11 protein-coding genes are annotated in these 16,032 nt (G+C 72.6%); 4 read left to right on the top strand and 7 right to left on the bottom strand.

Translation table 11 applies throughout. The features are described from left to right. The first annotated feature begins 1 nt into the window (after window position 1). Window positions 2–850, top strand: a complete 849-nt coding sequence (locus AB0M93_RS06010; protein ID WP_364268855.1) for a helix-turn-helix domain-containing protein — start codon at window positions 2–4, stop codon at window positions 848–850. On the opposite strand, the gene AB0M93_RS06005 is transcribed toward AB0M93_RS06010, so the two are convergent. Continuing rightward, window positions 839–4,129, bottom strand: coding sequence for a hypothetical protein (locus AB0M93_RS06005; protein WP_364268853.1), 3,291 nt, complete (start codon window positions 4,127–4,129; stop codon window positions 839–841). The genes AB0M93_RS06010 and AB0M93_RS06005 overlap by 12 nt on opposite strands. Window positions 4,130–4,229: 100 nt before the next feature. Between AB0M93_RS06005 and AB0M93_RS06000 the strand changes: the two genes are divergently transcribed. Genes AB0M93_RS06000 through AB0M93_RS05990 form a run of 3 tightly spaced genes read left to right on the top strand, consistent with a single transcriptional unit; the run spans window position 4,230 to window position 8,533 of the window. Further along, the gene (locus tag AB0M93_RS06000; protein ID WP_364268851.1) at window positions 4,230–4,871 is read left to right on the top strand and encodes a hypothetical protein; all 642 of its coding nucleotides are present in this window, start codon (window positions 4,230–4,232) and stop codon (window positions 4,869–4,871) included. Between the two features lie 14 nt (window positions 4,872–4,885). Then, the gene (locus AB0M93_RS05995) at window positions 4,886–7,762 is read left to right on the top strand and encodes a hypothetical protein (RefSeq protein WP_364268849.1); all 2,877 of its coding nucleotides are present in this window, start codon (window positions 4,886–4,888) and stop codon (window positions 7,760–7,762) included. Between the two features lie 6 nt (window positions 7,763–7,768). Continuing rightward, window positions 7,769–8,533 (top strand): hypothetical protein, encoded by a 765-nt coding sequence (locus tag AB0M93_RS05990; RefSeq protein WP_364268847.1) that lies wholly within the window; start codon window positions 7,769–7,771, stop codon window positions 8,531–8,533. 1 nt (window position 8,534) lies between these two features. Here the strand turns inward: AB0M93_RS05990 and AB0M93_RS05985 are convergent, their stop codons facing one another. From AB0M93_RS05985 to AB0M93_RS05960, 6 genes are read right to left on the bottom strand one after another with little or no spacing between them, the layout of a single operon-like run. After that, complete coding sequence (locus tag AB0M93_RS05985; protein WP_364268845.1) at window positions 8,535–8,816, bottom strand: hypothetical protein; 282 nt, start codon at window positions 8,814–8,816, stop codon at window positions 8,535–8,537. Further along, window positions 8,813–10,879 (bottom strand): ATP-binding protein, encoded by a 2,067-nt coding sequence (locus AB0M93_RS05980; protein WP_364268843.1) that lies wholly within the window; start codon window positions 10,877–10,879, stop codon window positions 8,813–8,815. The genes AB0M93_RS05985 and AB0M93_RS05980 overlap by 4 nt, the downstream gene beginning before the upstream one ends. Before the next feature lie 2 nt (window positions 10,880–10,881). Continuing rightward, window positions 10,882–12,432 (bottom strand): hypothetical protein, encoded by a 1,551-nt coding sequence (locus tag AB0M93_RS05975; protein WP_364268841.1) that lies wholly within the window; start codon window positions 12,430–12,432, stop codon window positions 10,882–10,884. Next, the gene (locus AB0M93_RS05970; protein ID WP_364268839.1) at window positions 12,429–12,974 is read right to left on the bottom strand and encodes a hypothetical protein; all 546 of its coding nucleotides are present in this window, start codon (window positions 12,972–12,974) and stop codon (window positions 12,429–12,431) included. Before AB0M93_RS05970 ends, AB0M93_RS05975 begins: the two co-directional genes overlap by 4 nt. Then, window positions 12,974–14,101, bottom strand: a complete 1,128-nt coding sequence (locus AB0M93_RS05965) for a hypothetical protein (RefSeq protein WP_364268838.1) — start codon at window positions 14,099–14,101, stop codon at window positions 12,974–12,976. The genes AB0M93_RS05970 and AB0M93_RS05965 overlap by 1 nt, the downstream gene beginning before the upstream one ends. Further along, window positions 14,098–16,032 carry a hypothetical protein gene (locus AB0M93_RS05960; RefSeq protein ID WP_364268836.1) on the bottom strand — a complete coding sequence of 645 codons (1,935 nt, stop codon included), beginning with the start codon at window positions 16,030–16,032 and terminating at the stop codon, window positions 14,098–14,100. The genes AB0M93_RS05965 and AB0M93_RS05960 overlap by 4 nt, the downstream gene beginning before the upstream one ends.

The following is a 16,032-nucleotide window of genomic DNA, read 5'->3' as shown; positions in this document are numbered from 1 at the left end:
TATGGAGCCCACCGGCCGGCCGAAGGAACTCGGCGACTTCCTCAAGGCACGCCGCGCCCAGCTGAGCCCGCACGACGTCGGCCTGCCGGACACCCGGCGCCGCGTCGCGGGGCTGCGTCGCGAGGAGGTCGCCCAGCTGGCGGCGATCAGTGTGGACTACCTGACGCGGCTGGAGCAGGGGCGCGTGCAGGCGTCGGCGTCGGTCCTGGCCACCCTCGCCCGGGCGCTGCGGCTCAGTGACGACCAGCAGTCGTACGTGTACGAGCTGGCGGCCAAGCCGTTCCGCCGCCCGCGACGCCGGCCGGGCGAGAAGCTGCGTCCGGCGATGAAGCGGCTGTTGGACCAGCTGGGCGAGACGCCTGCGATGGTGCTGGGCCGGCGGCTGGACGTGGTGGCGTGGAACGACGCCGCGGCGGCGTTGTTCACGGACTTCGCCCGGTACCCGGCGAACCGGCGGAATTACGTGTACCTGCTCTTCGCCGATTCCTCGATGCGCGAGTTGCACGTTTCCTGGGAGGAAGCGGCCCGGACGGCGGTGGCGGCGCTGCACCTGGAGGCGGCGCAGGACCCGGACGCGCCGGAGCTGGCGGACCTGGTCGGCGAGCTGGCGGTGCACTATCCGGAGTTCCGCGGTTGGTGGGCGGCTCATCACGTGACCAGTGCGAGTTACGGGGTGAAGCGGTATCGGCACCCGGTGGTCGGTGAGCTGGCGTTGGACTGTGACATGTGGGAAAGCCCGGATGGTAGCGGGCAGCGGTTGATGGTGCTGACTGCGGAGCCGGGGTCGGCTTCGCACGAGGGGTTGCGGATTCTGGCGTCGTGGACGGCCGAGGAAGTCTCACCGGGGTGAGCGTGGGACCCGAGCCAGGGCGGTGCGGAGGATGTCGACGAGGTCGGGGTTCTGGATGCCCAGGGCTCGTCTCCATTCGACCAGCTGCGTTACCGAAATGTCCCTTTCGCGAGCCATTTCGATCAACACGTGCAGCTTCGAAGGCATTTCCCGTTCCAGATGTACGCTATCGAGGTCATGCCAGCCTCCCAGCAGACCCAGTGCATCGTCGAACGTCAGACCCTGCGGCAACCCGGAACACGAGATATCCAGTCCATACGAGCGAACAAGTGTTTCCATCTCGGACAGGGGCATGCGAAGGCGGTTGGCCGCCACGAGAACATAGGCAAAGGGCATGGGCTCATCGGTCCTGAACGACCAGAACCTCGGAGTTCGGAACAGCTTTTCTTCCGGGGTGGTCAGCTTGTCAGGCACATGAAGGCGCACGTCCAATCCGAGCTCACGCAGGCGCCCTAAAACCTCGTTGACATGCAGGGACAGTTGCTGCGCCCGGACAAATATGCTCCGATACGAGATCGGACCAGATGGAGCCTGCATATCCTCCAAAGATTCGCAACGGTGCCAAGCTGGGGTGAGCTCACCCATCTCGAAGAGAGCATCACGCCGCGACTCGGGCTCTGCATAGAACTCGACAGCTCGCGCATTCGCTTCGCGAGACGTCCAACCCAACACGGCAGCCACATCGTCGACCACCGAGTCGATCGGATCGCGCTCACCTCGCCAAATGTATCTCGACGAACTATCGGCCAATTTCGCCAACACAACCTGATCCGATGGCATGGCCGGCCGGAGATCGTCGAAGGTCGCCAGTTCGGGACAGAATTCGGTCAGCTCGTCGAGGGTGGGATTCGGCCGATGCGCCAGCAGCCTCCACAGCAGGATGTGGTCGGGTATCCGGCCGATGACCTTGACCTCCTCGGACTGAACTGCGTTCTTGACGCCGATTCCCGCCATCCACAGGAGATGGAGGTCCGTGGGCAAGCAGCCCACGCGCGCGACCTCGATCCATCGGCCACCGAGACGAAGGTTCCGGTCCGCACCGATACACGCCTGCGTGAGGATGTCGGCGATGATCGGGCTCCAAGCCGCAACTTCGCAAATCCACGTGTAGTTCGGCAAGGCGCCTTCCGACCCCGCCAGCTCAGCGGCCGCCGCTGCCAAGAGCCTCTCGAGGAGCTCGGACACGTCGTCGATCACTTCGGTCCGGTCCACCGAAAGCCGCGCGGGTGCGCGTGAGCCGGAGAGGTTGACCACGACCCCGTGCAGCGTCACGCCCGGACCGGCACACACTCCCCGCCGCTGTGATGGGTGCACGATCAGGCCGTCGACGAGCAGCGCTCCTCCGCGCCCGCACCAGAAGACCTGGCAACCCTCCGGCGCACCCTGCCACTCGACGACCTTGCCGGACGCTTCCAAACCGAAACGCTCGCCCGCAACGGCCGAACGGAGCCGGAGCTTCCCGGGGCGCCAGGTGACCGCCTGTTTGCCGCACTTCGCGACGGTCTCGAACTCCGCAACCGCGAGCAGCCTCCGCAAGACCTTCACACAGGACCATGACTTTTCACCCCGGAGGTAGAGCCGAACGGTCGTCCCCGGCTCCTCTCCCCGCTTCGCGACCCGCACGATCCGAAACAGATGCGCCGGCCCATGGATCCCGACCTCGAGCAGCGGGCCAGGAACCCCGTCGAGCCCCATCCGGCACGTCGTCACCCGGATCTCGTCGGCCAGCATGAAGTAACTGAACACCCCGATCCCGAACCGGCTGTTCGGATAGAACGGGATCGGCGGATCAAGCTCCTCCCAAGCCGCCCGCTCGTGCCGGAACTCCGCCTGCCCGGGAAACCGTCCGCCCGCGTTGGAAAAGACTCCCCTTAACTCGCTCTCCCCCATCCCGATCCCGTTGTCCCGGCACTCCAGGTACGCCCGTCCGTCCTCGACACCCTGCACGAACGAGATCGCGCCCGTATACGAATACGCCGCCGGCTGGGTGCGGTCGAGGTACTCCGTCCGCGCTGCTCGGTAGCGGCAGGCGTCGAGCGCGTTCTGGTACAGCTCGCGGACCGCCAGGTCCGGGTCCTTGTACAGCTGCACCCCCATCAGCAGGTCACGCATCCGGTGCTGGTCGAGGCGGAACCGGGCCCAGCCGTCGAACGTGCCCGACTCGGGCTCGACGCCGTTCGCCGACAGGCGGGTCGGCAGCTCCGGCATCGGCTGGGTGATGCGTTCGTGCACCAGCCTGCGTACTCCGTGCAGGAGCTCGTCCGCGTTCGCCGTGTGCTCGCGCAGGCCCTCCACCACCGCTTCGTGGGGGCAGCGGGCCCGCAGCACCGGGAGGTCGTGCGAGCCGCCCCACACCGCCTCGTCCAGGCAGGACACCACCGTGGCCGGGTCGACCGGGACCGGGATGCCCAGGTGCTCGCCCACGACGTCGGGCAGGGCCGTCGCTTCGATCGCCAGGGTGGCGGCCAGCGCGAGCGTCAGCGCCAGGCGCTGGCCACGCACGCGCTGGCGGCCCGGCGCCCGGACGTGGTCGTCCGACGGCAACGCGCCGAGGAACTCCGGGTGGCAGACGTCCAAGCCCAGCCGCTGGCCCTCCAGCAGCGCGCACACCCGGCCTACCGCGAACGTCTCCCCCAGCTCCGCCACCGGGGCCCCGATGTCGCGAAGCAGCTGGCCGACCCGGCCGGCGTCCACGAACGACCCGTGCCGCGCCAGCCAGCGGTGGAACAGCCACCAGCCGGTCGGTGGCACGGCCGCGGGCCGCAGGCCGGCGCGGTGGACCAGGACGTCGTGCCCGTCGAGGAACGCCTCGAACGATCGGGCCCCCGCCGTGTCGCCGGCGTCGCGGCCCAGTTGGGCCGGGTTCAGGTCCGCGTGCTCGACGGCCAGCCGGACGAGGTTCGCCTGCCGGAGGAACGGGAGCAGCGTGAGCAACGCCGCCTCGGACGCGCACAGTTCCGGTGCCGGTTCGTTCCAGAGCCACTCGATGCGCTCGAGGAACCGCGTCGGGAAGCCGGGCTCCAGCCACGGGTCGTCCGCCAGCCGCGGCAGCAGCGCCGTGACCACGTTCTCCAGGTGCGCGGCCGCGGCGCACACCCGGCCGCGGTAGAAGTCCGCCTCCTGACCGACGTGTTCCCACAGGCTGGAGCCGAAGACGCGGGCCGCCCACCCGTCCGGTGTCTCCGACACGCCGCCGACGTCCCGGGCCTGCACGATCGAGCCGAACACGACCGAATCCCGGACGACGTTGTGCGTCTCGCCCCCTCGATCGGCCTTCATCCACCCTCCCGCTGTCCGGCGGGAAGTCTAGTCCGCCGGGCCACGTCCTGATGACGCCGTCGTGACGCTGCGGTCATCCCCGGGCTGGCATGCTGCGGCGATGGCGCCGCCTCTCAAGGTTCTCGCGCCGCAGCCCGCGGTCACGACGGCGCCCGAGGCTCCGGTTCCCGCCAGGAAAGCACCGGCGGCCCGGGGGCCCGCGCCGGTGTCGAACGCCGCCGTGTCCGCCTTGCTGGCCAAACGGGTCGCCCTCCCGCCGGCCGCCGGGCAGGACCTCGTGGGCAACAGCGCCGTGGCCGCGGAGAAGACGGCCAAGGACAAACCGGCCAGGGGGCCCGGCTCGGATCCGAAGTTCGCCGCGCTCAAGAAGGACGTCCAGCACAAGAAACGCACGCTCGCCGCGTCGCATCCGCCGCCGAAAACCGAGGCCGGGGCGGCGCAGGACGCCGCTCGGGCGCCCAAGGATGACGAAGAGGCGCAGGGCAAGACCGCCAACGCCGAGAAGATGAACGACGCCAAGCCGAAGGAGTTCGACAAGGCCGCCTTCATCCGGGCCGTCGAGAAGGCCATCGCCGACAGGCACCCAAGAACCTCGACGAAGCCGACAAGTTCGCCGAGTCCGGCAAGCCGGCGGAGATCAAGGCGGACCTCCAGGGCCGCGTCGACGGCGGGAAAGCCGACTCGTCCGCCGAAATCGCGGCGACCACGGCGGCGCCGCCCGACACGTCCGCCGCGGTGGTGAAGAAGGTCGTTCCGATGGCGGCGGACCGGCCGCCGGGGACGCCCGCCGCGCCGAACGCCGCCGACGCCGTTCCGGACAAACTGCCGCCGTCGGCGACCGATCTGTCCGCCGGGCCCGCGAAGGTCGACCGGCAGATGGCCGACGCGCACGTCACCGAGCCGCAGCTGAAGAAGTCCAACGAACCGGCGTTCACCAGCGCTCTCGACGACAAGAAGACCGCCGGGCGCGACTCGGAAGCCGCGCCCGGGCGGATGCGGGCGAGCGAGGGCCGGACCCTGCAGGCGTCGACCGCGCAGGCCCACCGGCTCGGCACCGCCGCGATGGCGGCCATGGGTGCCCGCCGCGTCCGCGCCGGGCAGCAGGTCACCGCGGGCAAGGCGGGCACGAAAGGCCGGGACGAGGACAAACGCGCCGAGGTCACCGCGCTCCTGCAGGGCGTCTTCGACACGATGCAGAACGACGTCCAGCACATCCTGGACGGGCTCGACAAGAAGGTCGACGACCAGTTCACCCGCGAGGAGAAGGACGCCCGCGATGCGTTCACCGCGGAACACCGGCAGAAGATGGACGAGTACAAGGACCGACGGTACTCCGGCCCGATCGGCAAGCTGCGCTGGGTCAAGGACCAGTTCGCCGGGCTCCCGGACGAGGCGAACCGGATCTTCGACACCGCCCGCGACCACTACCTGCAGCGGATGCGGCAGGTCATCTCCGACGTCGCCGACACCATCGGCACCGAACTGGGCCGCGCCAAGCAGCGCATCGCCCAGGGCCGCGCCGAACTGCAGGCCGCGGTCCGGAAGCTCCCCGCCGACCTGCAGAACATCGGCAGGCAGGCCGCCGCCGACTTTGCCGGCAAGTTCGACGAGCTCAGCGAGTCCGTCGACGAGAAGGGCACCGAGCTCGTCGACACCCTGGCCACCAAGTACACCGACGCGCTCAAGGCCGTCGACGACGAAATCGCCGAGGAGAAGGAGAAGAACAAGGGGCTGGTCGACAAGGCCGTCGACGCGGTCAAGGGCGTCATCAAGACCATCATGGAGCTCAAGGACCTGCTGCTGTCCGTGCTGGCCAAGGCCGCGCAGGCGGTGTTGCTGATCCTCGGCGACCCGATCGGGTTCCTGCGCAACCTCGTCACCGGCGTCGGCGCCGGGCTGCGGCAGTTCCTGCGCAACATCGGCACGCACCTGCAGCAGGGCATCATGAGCTGGCTGCTGGGCAAGGCCACCGAGGCCGGGTTGCAGCTGCCGGACAAGTTCGACACGCGGGGCGTCCTGACGCTGCTGGCCGGTCTGCTCGGCCTGACCTGGCAGGCGATCCGCGTCCGGATCGTCCGGCGCGTCCCCGAACAGGCGGTCGCGGCGGCGGAGTCGGCCGTGCCGCTGGTGGCCGAGGTGCGCCGCCGCGGGGTGGCAGGCATGTGGGACGACCTGCGGGAGCGGGTCGGCGACCTGCGCAAGACGCTGCTCGACAAGGTGATCGAGTACGTCACGCCGACCATCGTCGTCGCGGGCATCACCTGGATCATCTCGCTGTTCAACCCGGCGTCGGCATTCATCCGCGCGGTCAAGCTGATCATCGACATCGTCAAGTTCGTCGTCACCCGCGCCCGGCAGATCTTCGAGTTCGTCAACGCGGTGCTCGACGCCGTCATCGCCATCGCGCGCGGCGCTGTCGGCGGGGTGGCCGGGCTGGTCGAACGGGCGCTGGCGAAGTCGATCCCCGTGCTGCTCGGGCTGCTGGCCTCGATCCTCGGCGTCGGCGGCATCGCGGACAAGGTCAAGAAGATCGTGCAGGCGCTGGCGAAACCGGTCGGGAAGGCGATCGACTGGGTGATCGACAAGATCGTCGGTCTGGTCAAACGCCTGTGGGGCAAGCGGCGGCGCGCGAAACCGAAGAAGGCCGCGAAACCGCGGAGCGAGGATTTCGACCGGCTCCTGGCCGCGGGGCTGCGGGACGCCCGGCAGCTGGTGCGCGCCGGCCTGACGGTGCGGCAGATCAAGCGGAAGCTGCCCGGGATCCGCCGACGGCATCGGCTGGCCCGGCTGGACATCGTCGTCGACGGGGTCAAGGGCACCGAGAACGTGGTCCACTTCGTCGCGGTCGTCAACCCGTCGAAGGAAAGCCCGCGCGAGAACACGCCGCTGACCCGGGAGGAAATCCGGGCCGACTACGGCATCCTGACGGCGAACCAAACTTCGTTCCAGCGTTACGCGGACCTGAAAGAGCTGGTCATCGACGTGCGGCCGACCAACCCGGCTTCCGTGCGGCACCTGGAGACGAAGGGGGCCCTGTACAAGCCGGTGGACATCAAGGCCAAGACGATCAACGAGGAGGACATCCTGCTCGGGCAGCCGCCGAAGTCGATCAAACCGGCGAACCGGGGGCTGGTCGGTTTTTTCGTGGACGAGCCTCCGCTGCCCCGCCCGAACCTGGTCGGCGAGCGGCTCGAGGCGGCCGAAAAGCGGCGCGACCACCGGGTGGACGAACGGCGGAAGTACGGAGCCAAGATGCGGGAGCTCCGGAAGGGCCGCCGGCGCGGGCCCGGCCGGTTCGACGTGGCCGGCTACGTCGTGTTCGGCTACGACGAGCACGGCACCCGGCACCCGATTGCCGGCGACCACGACCTGTACGACCTCCGCAACGCCGACGGCAGTTACATGTCGGAGGACGAGTACGACGCATTCATCCAGGCGCTGATCGACCGGAAGATCGGCGTGATGCACGGCGCCGTGGTGCGTTGGGAGCCGGAAACCGAGGAAGACAAGGAAATGAAGAAGAAACTCGTCCAGCAGCACCGGCGCGGCGGCGAGGGCCTGGTCCGGTTCGCTCCGGGCCAGCCGGTACGGTTCGTCTACGCCGAAACCCCGTTGAGCGGCGAGGGAAGCTGATCCGCGATGACCGAAGATCCCGCCCTCGAGCGGACCCGGCTGACCGCGGAAGCCAACCGGCTGCGGGCGCGGGCGTTCGAGCTCCGCCGAGCCGGCCGGGAGGAAGAAGCGTTCCCGCTGTGGGACCGCATCGACGAGATCAGCCACTGGTACCGCGGGATGCTGCCGGCGGTGACCGTCGCCCGGTGCCCGGAAACGGGTGAAGCGCTGTCGTGGCCGATCGACACCTACGGGCTGGACGGGAACTTCTGGGCCTACGACGCCACGATCCGCCGGCTGCCTTCTTCGGTGCCGCCGGCCTGGCTGGCGATGACGGGCGCGATGCGCCTCGCCGATCCGGTGGAGGACACGCCCTTCAGGGCCGTGCCGGGGCCGGGGGTGCCGTTCGTGGTGCCGCGGATCCTGGCTGCGCCCGGTGTCCGCGCGGTGCTCGGGGAGGTTCCGGTCGGCCGGCACACGGGCTGGACGATCAGCTACTTCGGGCCGAGGCCCGGGGTTCCGCTGGTCAACCTGTGGGGCACCAACGACTACCCGGTCTACGTGCCCGGCAAGCGCCGCGGCTGGGCCACCGCCGAGACCGGTGTCACCGACTGTGACTTCGACCTGGCCGGCTGGCTGGAGTCGGGGAAGCTGCGGTGGATCGAGCCGGGCGACGAATCGGCGTCGCTGCGCGAAGGTGCCGACGGCTGTCCGTTCCTGGACCTGCCGGGTGACCGGCGGATCGCGGTCGTGGCGAACGGCTCGGTCCGCCGGGTGGCGGCCATCGGGTAGGTCACCGGCCGGGGTGGGTCTCGGCCTTCGGGAGCGCCATCGGGATCATGCGCATCGCGGCGCCGGCCACGGCGGCGTTGCCGGCGCGGTCCTGGCCGGCCGCGATGGCGGAATCGACGTGCCCGGTCTTCGACGCCATGGTCTTGGCCGTCTGGGCGTTGCCGACCACGGCGGGGACCAGGACCAGCGGCGTGTGACCGCGTTCGGCGGCGGCCGCCACCCGCAGTTCCTGGGCGGTGACCGGCGGCGCGGGCGGGTGCTGCGGTGGGAGCAGTTCGGTCATGGCGCCTCCGGATCCAGCAGGTGCGCGAACGGGCCGAGTTCGGCCGGGCGCAGCAGGCGGGCTTCGCGGTGGAACTGGCGGGCCACCCCGCGGACGGCATGGCGCATGCCGATCGACGCGGCTGTGGCGTCGGCGGCGGCCAAGGCGGCGGTGCGGGCCGCCGCCGCGATGCTCGCGCCGGTCATGTCCAGGCGGGCGAGGACGTCGAAGTCGACGTCGGGGGCCAGGGGCGCTTCGGGCGGGAAGGCCAGGCGCCACAGCCGGCGGCGTTCGGCGGTGCCGGGGCGCGGGAAGTGCACCACGAAGTGGAAGCGGCGGGTGAACGCCGGGTCGATGTTCTCCTTCAGGTTGCTGGTCAGGATGATCAGGCCGTCGCTGGCTTCGAGCCGCTGGAGCAGGTAGCCGACTTCGAGGTTCGCGTACCGGTCGGTGCCGTGGCGGACTTCGCCGCGTTTGCCGAACAGGGCGTCGGCTTCGTCGAACAGCAGCACCGCGTGGCTCTCCTCGGCGCGCCGGAAGGCGGTCTCCATGTTCTTCTCGGTCTCCCCCACCCACTTCGAGACGACTTGGGCGAGGTCGACCTTCAGCAGTTCGAGCCCGAGCATCGCGGTGACGATCTCGGCCGACATCGTCTTGCCGGTTCCGGGTTCGCCGGTGAACAGCGCCTTGACGCCGCCGTGGGCCGAGCGGCGGGCGAATCCCCAGGTCTCGGCGATCCGCGGCCAGGCGCGGAACGCCGAGGCGATCTCCAGGATCTGGTTGAGGTGCGGGCCGGGCAGGACCAGGTCGTCGAGTCCGCGCCGGGGCAGGATCGCCTGGACGGCGCCGCCGGAACGCCCGCGGGTGACGGTGGCGATCGCGGGTTCGACGTGGTCGGCGACCGGTTGGCCGTTGCCGGCGAGGCGTGCTCCGGCGCCGGCGACGGAGGCGACCGCGCGCAGTTCGCCGCCGCTCATCCGGTACCGCCCGGCGAGGTCCTCCAGCAGGGGTCCGGTCAGCCCGGGCAGCGCCGCCGACCACATCGCCCGCCGGTCCCGGAAGTCCGGCGGCGGGATGGTGAGCTCGCCGTAGGAGCGTGCCGCCAGCAGGTTCGCCGGGCGCCATGGCTTCAGCCCGGTCAGGCACACCGGGACCCGGGACCGCACCAGCACGGCCACCAGCGCCTCGTCGGGGAGGTCGTCGACCGGGATCCACAGCACGGCGTCCACCGCGGCCGCGACGCGCAGGTCGTCCTCGATGCGGGAAGTCAGGCGCCGCAGCGGTTTCCCGGCCGCCTGCGCCAGGGCCCGGACCGCGTCGAGCTGCCCGTCGGGCGGGCCGGCGGGCGGCGGGAACCACAGCCCGGCCAGGTCGACGTCGCCCGCGCCCAGGGCCCGCCCCAGCCGCGCCAGGGCGTCCGACGACAGCACGGGCAGGACGACCCGCGGCGCGGCGACCTCGCCGGGGTCGTGGCCGAGCAGGCCGACGTCGCCGCCCCAGCCCAGCAGGAATTCGAACACGCCCGGCCCGAGCACCAGTTCCTGGTCCAGTTCCAGCGGCGCTTCCCCGGACGCGCGCAGCAGGCCGAAGCGCCGCAACGGACCTGCCGGGCCGAGGGCGCGCCGGCGCGCGAGCCGCGGACCGGCGCCGACGGCGACCAGCAGCTCCACGCTGGGCAGGCGCCGGTTCAGGTTGTCGACGATGTAGGCGTAGATGCGGCCGTAGCCGGGGTCGAGTTCGGGGGCCGCGACCAGCAGGAGCGCGTCCTGGTCGGTGCGGGAGAGCCCGAACCGGGTCGCCAGCGCGTCGAGGGGCAGCGTGCGCCCGGCCGCGGCCGCCGCGCGCCGCAGGTCCCGCTCGGCGCCGGGTTCCGGCGGCACGCCGTCCCCGGGCGCGGCCATCGAATCGGCGATGGATCCGACCTGGTCTAGCAGCACGCCGACCTGTTCGTCGGTCACGCAGTAGGGGGTGAGGTCGGGCCGGGTCAGCCGGGCGGCCAGCGCGGCCTGCCGGTCGACGGCCGCGCGCAGGTCCCGGTGCACGCCGGCCAGGCGGATCCGCAGGTGCTCGATCGCCGCGTCCATCCTCACCCGCCCGCGAACGTCAGGGTTCGGCCGCCGAGCCAGGGCACCCGGGGCACGTCGCCGAGCAGCCCGGCGCGCAGCAGGTCCGCGTGCCGGCGGCCCAGCGGGACGCGCACGCGCACCGCATGCGCGTCGAACCGTACCGAAGCGTCCAGGTCACCGAAGCGGCTCAGCGCCAGCCCCGGCTCCGGGGATTCCCGGTCGTGCCACAGCTGCCAGGCGATCATGCCCAGGCCCAGCGACGCCGCGAGCGTGACGCTGCGTTCGAGATCGGGCGCGGCGGCGAGCGGGACGGCCCGGCGTTCCAGGACCAGGGCGCGGACGAACGACGTCAGCCTCGCGGCGTGGGCCGGGAAGTCCGCCGCGAGCGGGAGGCCGATCCTGCCGGCCGTCCAGAGGGGCGTGCGCCAGGGCAGCCGGGACAGCGGGTCGCCGCGCAGCGGCCGGACGTCGGTGATCAGCGGGACTCCGGCCGACGCCAGGTCCGCGAGGCAGCGGCGGGGCAGCGGGCTGTCGCAGACCAGCACCGGCGGCCGCCCGCACGCCTCCCAGTGCGGCAGCAGCTCCTCCGGTGCGCCGGGCCAGGCGATCGGGAACAGGCCCTGCGCGTCCACCAGCACCAGCCCGCCGGCGGCGCCGGCGAGCAGCAGCGGCACGCCGGGGTCGTGCCCGCGGCACAGGGAAAGCGCGAGGACGCCGTCGAGCACGCCCAGTGCGGGCTGGGCGCGCCGGGCGAACGCGGCCAGCCCGTCGTCGGGCACGGCGGACAGCCCGGCGAACGCGGCGGCGGTCCGCCGGTCCGGTTCGGAGCGCCGCCAGCCGCGCCCCACCGGGCCGAGCACCTTGTACGCCAGGGCCGCGGCGAACAGCGGCGCGTCCTCGGCCAGGACCGCTTCGAGTGCGTCGAGGTAGCCGACCCGCGCCAGCGGGCCGGCCAGCAGGAACGGCAGCGCCGACGCGACCTCCACCTCGGTGTCCGGCCGGATCGCCGGGACGTCCACAGTGGACTCGGCGGCGGTCCCGGCGGGCTCGGCCGGGTCCGGCAGTTCGGCGCGCAGCCGGTCGACGACCGCGGCCGGCAGCACGCCGGGATCGGTGCGGACGTCGTCGAGCGCGGCCCGCACGTAGTGCCGCCGGGACGCTTCCGGCAGCAACGCGAGCAGCGGTTCCAGTTCGCCGCGCTCGGCCAGTTCGGCGAAGAACCCGGCGATCGACTGCGGTTCCGCACGGCTGTCCCCCGCGACCGGCTCCTCGGCCGGCACCGGATCCCGGTCGGCCGCGACGGAAACCGGCGAGCCCGCAGTGACCGGCGAAGCGCGCACCGCCGACATCGTCCCGGCCCGCACCACGAGGGTCACCGGCGCGGTGATCTCGACGTCCGGGCCGGCCGCGGCCAGCTGCGCGGAGTACTCCGCGGCGAGCAGGTCCGGCAGCCGGGCGAGGAGGTGGCGGACCAGGCCCTCGGGATCGGGGCCCCAGCTCCACCCGCCCTGCCGCACGAGGGTGACGCGGCACTGCCGCACGGTCACCTCCGGCGCGGTGGGTGCGCTCACGCGTCCGCCACCACCTTCGCCGCCAGCAGCCCGGTGAGCCCGGCGATGAGGACGAGCACGCCGTGTTCGTCGCCGTTGCGCAGCCGCACCTGGACGCCCACTTGCTGCTGCCCGGCCTGCAGCTGGCCGCTGGTCACCGACGGCTCGGCGTCGCCCGAGACCAGCACGAGCACCGGCGTGTCCCGGGTGACCGGCGCCGGCAGGGTGACCGAGAGGCTGGACGTCGTCAGCGTCACCGGGTCGGTGACGGGCCAGGGCGCGAGCTGCGCCAGTGCCGGTTTCGGCTGCCCGGCTGTGGTCAGCTCGACGCCGAAGGACAGCGGGTCGGTGAACGCCCCCGGCTCGTCGTCGACCGACGCCGCGCCGAGCCGCCGCCCGGCCACCGGCAGGTTCAGCGCCGTTCCGCCGAGCTTGGCGGTGACGCGCAGGGGCAGGCCGGTGCCGGCCAGCGCGGTGACGTCGGCGGGTGCGCCGCCGCCGGTCAGCGCCAGCGCGCCCAGGACGTGCCCGGTGTCCGCCGCGTACACCACGGACAGGCTCATCAGTCGCCTCCGTTCGTCGCCGCGACCGCGGCCAGCACCAGGAAGTCGACCGCCCCGGGGCGTTCGGCGATCTCCGGCGGCGCGGTCTGCAGGTCGTAGGTCCGGATCCGGCAGCGCACCCGCCGGTCGGCGTCCACCCCGGCCTCGGCCGCGCTGTGCAGCTGCATCCCGGTCACCGGCGGGATCCGCGGGGTGAGCTGGACGTGCAGCACCGCGCGGCCGTCGGCGACCTCCTGGGCGGTGACGCCGGCGGGCAGCGGCAGCAGCATCCCGTCGGTGGCGGTCCCGGACGTCACCAGCACGCTGCCCACCGGCATCCGCCCGGCGAAGCTGCCTTTGATCGACAGGTTCCCGTTGGCGGCGACGGTCAGCAGCGGGTCGACCCCGCCGTTGCCCTGGTACAGGCCGAAGACCAGGCTGGGCGGGTCCTCCCCGGACAGCACCACCGCCGGTTTGCCCTCGTCCGCCGACGTCCGCAGGGTCAGGGTGCCCGACCGTGCGGCCACGACGCCGGCGCGCACGCCCGCGTACCGCAGTCCCACCCGGCGCGCGGACGTGGTGACGCCGGTGAAGTGCCCGTCGGTCCACCGGACGTACCCGAGCAGGACCAGCCAGCGCACCGGCGGATCGGCCGACGCCGCGCCGGCCGCGGGCGGCTGCTGCCCGGCGACGAGCCGCTCGTCGCCCAGCCGGCCGAACAGGATCTGGTACGACTCCTCGACGCGCGTGCGCACGGCCGAGCCGCCGCAGGAATCCGGGCGTGCGGGGTCGCCGGGGTCGCGGTCGACGGCGGCGAGGAACACCGGGTACGGGTCGGTGGTGGGCGCGGCGCCGTTGACCGCCTCGAAGTCGGCTTCGCGCAGCACGACCGGCTGCGGGACGACCACTTCGCGCCCGGTCCCGTCGACCGCCAGCCCGGCGGACACGGTGACCTCGATGAACCGCGCGCCCGACACCGGGTCCGTGCGCGGGGCGGTGACCAGCGCCAGCCCCTCGGCGATTCCCCATTCGTGCAGGTAGCGCGCGTGGCGGGCGGCGGTGGTGCGGGCGTGCTCGACGGTCGCCGACAGGTCCGCCGCAGCCAGGACCTGGCCCTCCCCGAACGCGGGGCGCAGCGGGCCGGTCACGGCGTCTCCCCGGCCGCCGGCTTCCGGGCCCGGGTGGTCCGCGGCCGCTTCGGCTTCTCCGGTTCGCTGTCCGGTTCAGCCGGTTCCGCTGGGGGCTCCGGCACCCGCTCGGCGACGGCGGACACCTGCTCCTGCGCCGAACCCAGCTGGGCCCGCAGCCCTTCGACCGTGGCGGCCAGGTCGGTCACCCGGGTCCGCAGCACGGCCAGCTCCTGCAGGCTGTCGGTCACCTCGCTCGGCGTGGTGCGGACCTGTTCGTGCAGCACCTTCGGCGGCGTCTCGCCGGGTGCGGGCGTGAACACCAGTTCCAGCAGCTGGTCCAGGTCGCCGGTGCGGGGCCACGCCTCGAGCAGCTCTTCGACGTACCGGCGGGGCACCGGGCCGTCCGGCGGCAGCTCCGGCGTCCGGTACCCCGGAACCGCTTGGCAGCACAGGCGTTCGGCCAGCTCCCGCAGCCGGTACAGCTTCGGCAGCCACTCGCCGTACGCCGAGCCGCCGGGCAGGACCTGCTCCCGCGTCGCCGAGCAGACCCGCACGACGTCGCAGCCGGCCAGCTCGACGTGGGCGAGCAGGACGTCGGTGCCGGCGCAGTCCGGGCACGGCGGGTTCAGCGTCGCGCAGCCCGCGTCGGTCACGAACCGCCGGAACGCCACGGTCAGGCGGGCCGCGGCCTCCTGGATCTGCTGCAGGTCGACCAGCGGAACCCGGTCGGTGCTGCCGGGTGCCGGCGGCGGGAGCAGCACCGGCAGGGCGGTGCCGGCGACGTCGGCGCGCAGGCCGCAGTCGCCGCCGGTGGACTGGTCGAGCCGGCCGAGCAGCCAGTCGCGGATCCGGTCGAGGTCGGCGCGGAACGCGGCTTGCAGCGCGTCGTCGACCGGGGTGCCCTGCGCCAGCAGGCGGTTCTGCGCGGGCGCTTCCGGGTCCGGCTGCACGACCCGGGCCCGGGTTTCGGTGACCACCGCGACGGCGATCGCGCGGTGCACCGCGTCCGGCCACACCACCGAAGCGTCCGCCGCGGCCAGCCGCCCGCACGCGGCCGCCAGCGCGTCGCGGGCCGCGGGAACGCCGTCCAGGACGGCGAAATCCTTGACCAGCTGGGCCTGCTCGGCGGCGTCGTAGGTGTCGAACCGGGCGATCGCGCTCGCCACCGCGCGGACCTGTTCGGTCATCGTGCGGGCCAGCGGCGGTTCCGGTGCCCCTTCGCCGGAACCGTTCTCGGTCAGCCAGGCCACCCCGTCGCCGAAGCGCCCGGCGTCGGTGGCGTCGAACCGGAACGTCCGCCCGGACGCGGTCACCGCGATCGACAGCGGGTCGAGGTATCGCCCGAGCCGCTCGGCCAGGACACGCACTGCCTCGAACCGGTCCGGGTCGCCGAGAGTCGCCAGCAGCCGCGTGCGCGGGTTGTGCCGGTGGTCGTCGGCGTCGCCGCCCTTGACGACGAACCGGAACCCCTCCCGGACCCGCGACGGCACGCAGGCGGGCGACGGGCACGGCTCCTCGGCCGCCAACGGCGCCACCGGTTCGACCGGGAGCTCCTCGTACCGCACGAACAGCCCGTAGGAGCGGTCGTCGTCGCAGCCGGTGCCGCAGTCGACGCCGAGCCCGCTGACCCGCAGCTCGCGCACGAGCGCGTCGACGTCGACCTGCTCCGGGCAGGTCAGCACGATGTCGTTGCCCGCACAGTCCAGCGCGTGCCCGGGCCGCACGACGACCGTGCCGCCGCCGCACGGGTCGCAGCTCACCTCGAGGCCGCACACCACGCCGGGCCCGGACAGCGTCCGGTTGTGCAGCCGGTTCTTGCCCGTCAGGTACGTCACCAGCAGCCCGAGGTCGTCCTCGGTGAGCAACTGGCCCGCGAAGAAGCGGGGCCGCACGAAGGCGGACGGCCGGGCCGAGGTCCCCCCGCAGCCGCAGCCGCAGTCTGTGCGCAT

Origin of the sequence: Amycolatopsis sp. NPDC051102 (assembly GCF_040682815.1) — a bacterium.
Lineage (GTDB): Bacteria > Actinomycetota > Actinomycetes > Mycobacteriales > Pseudonocardiaceae > Amycolatopsis.
This window is presented reverse-complemented; position numbering and strand designations above follow the sequence as displayed.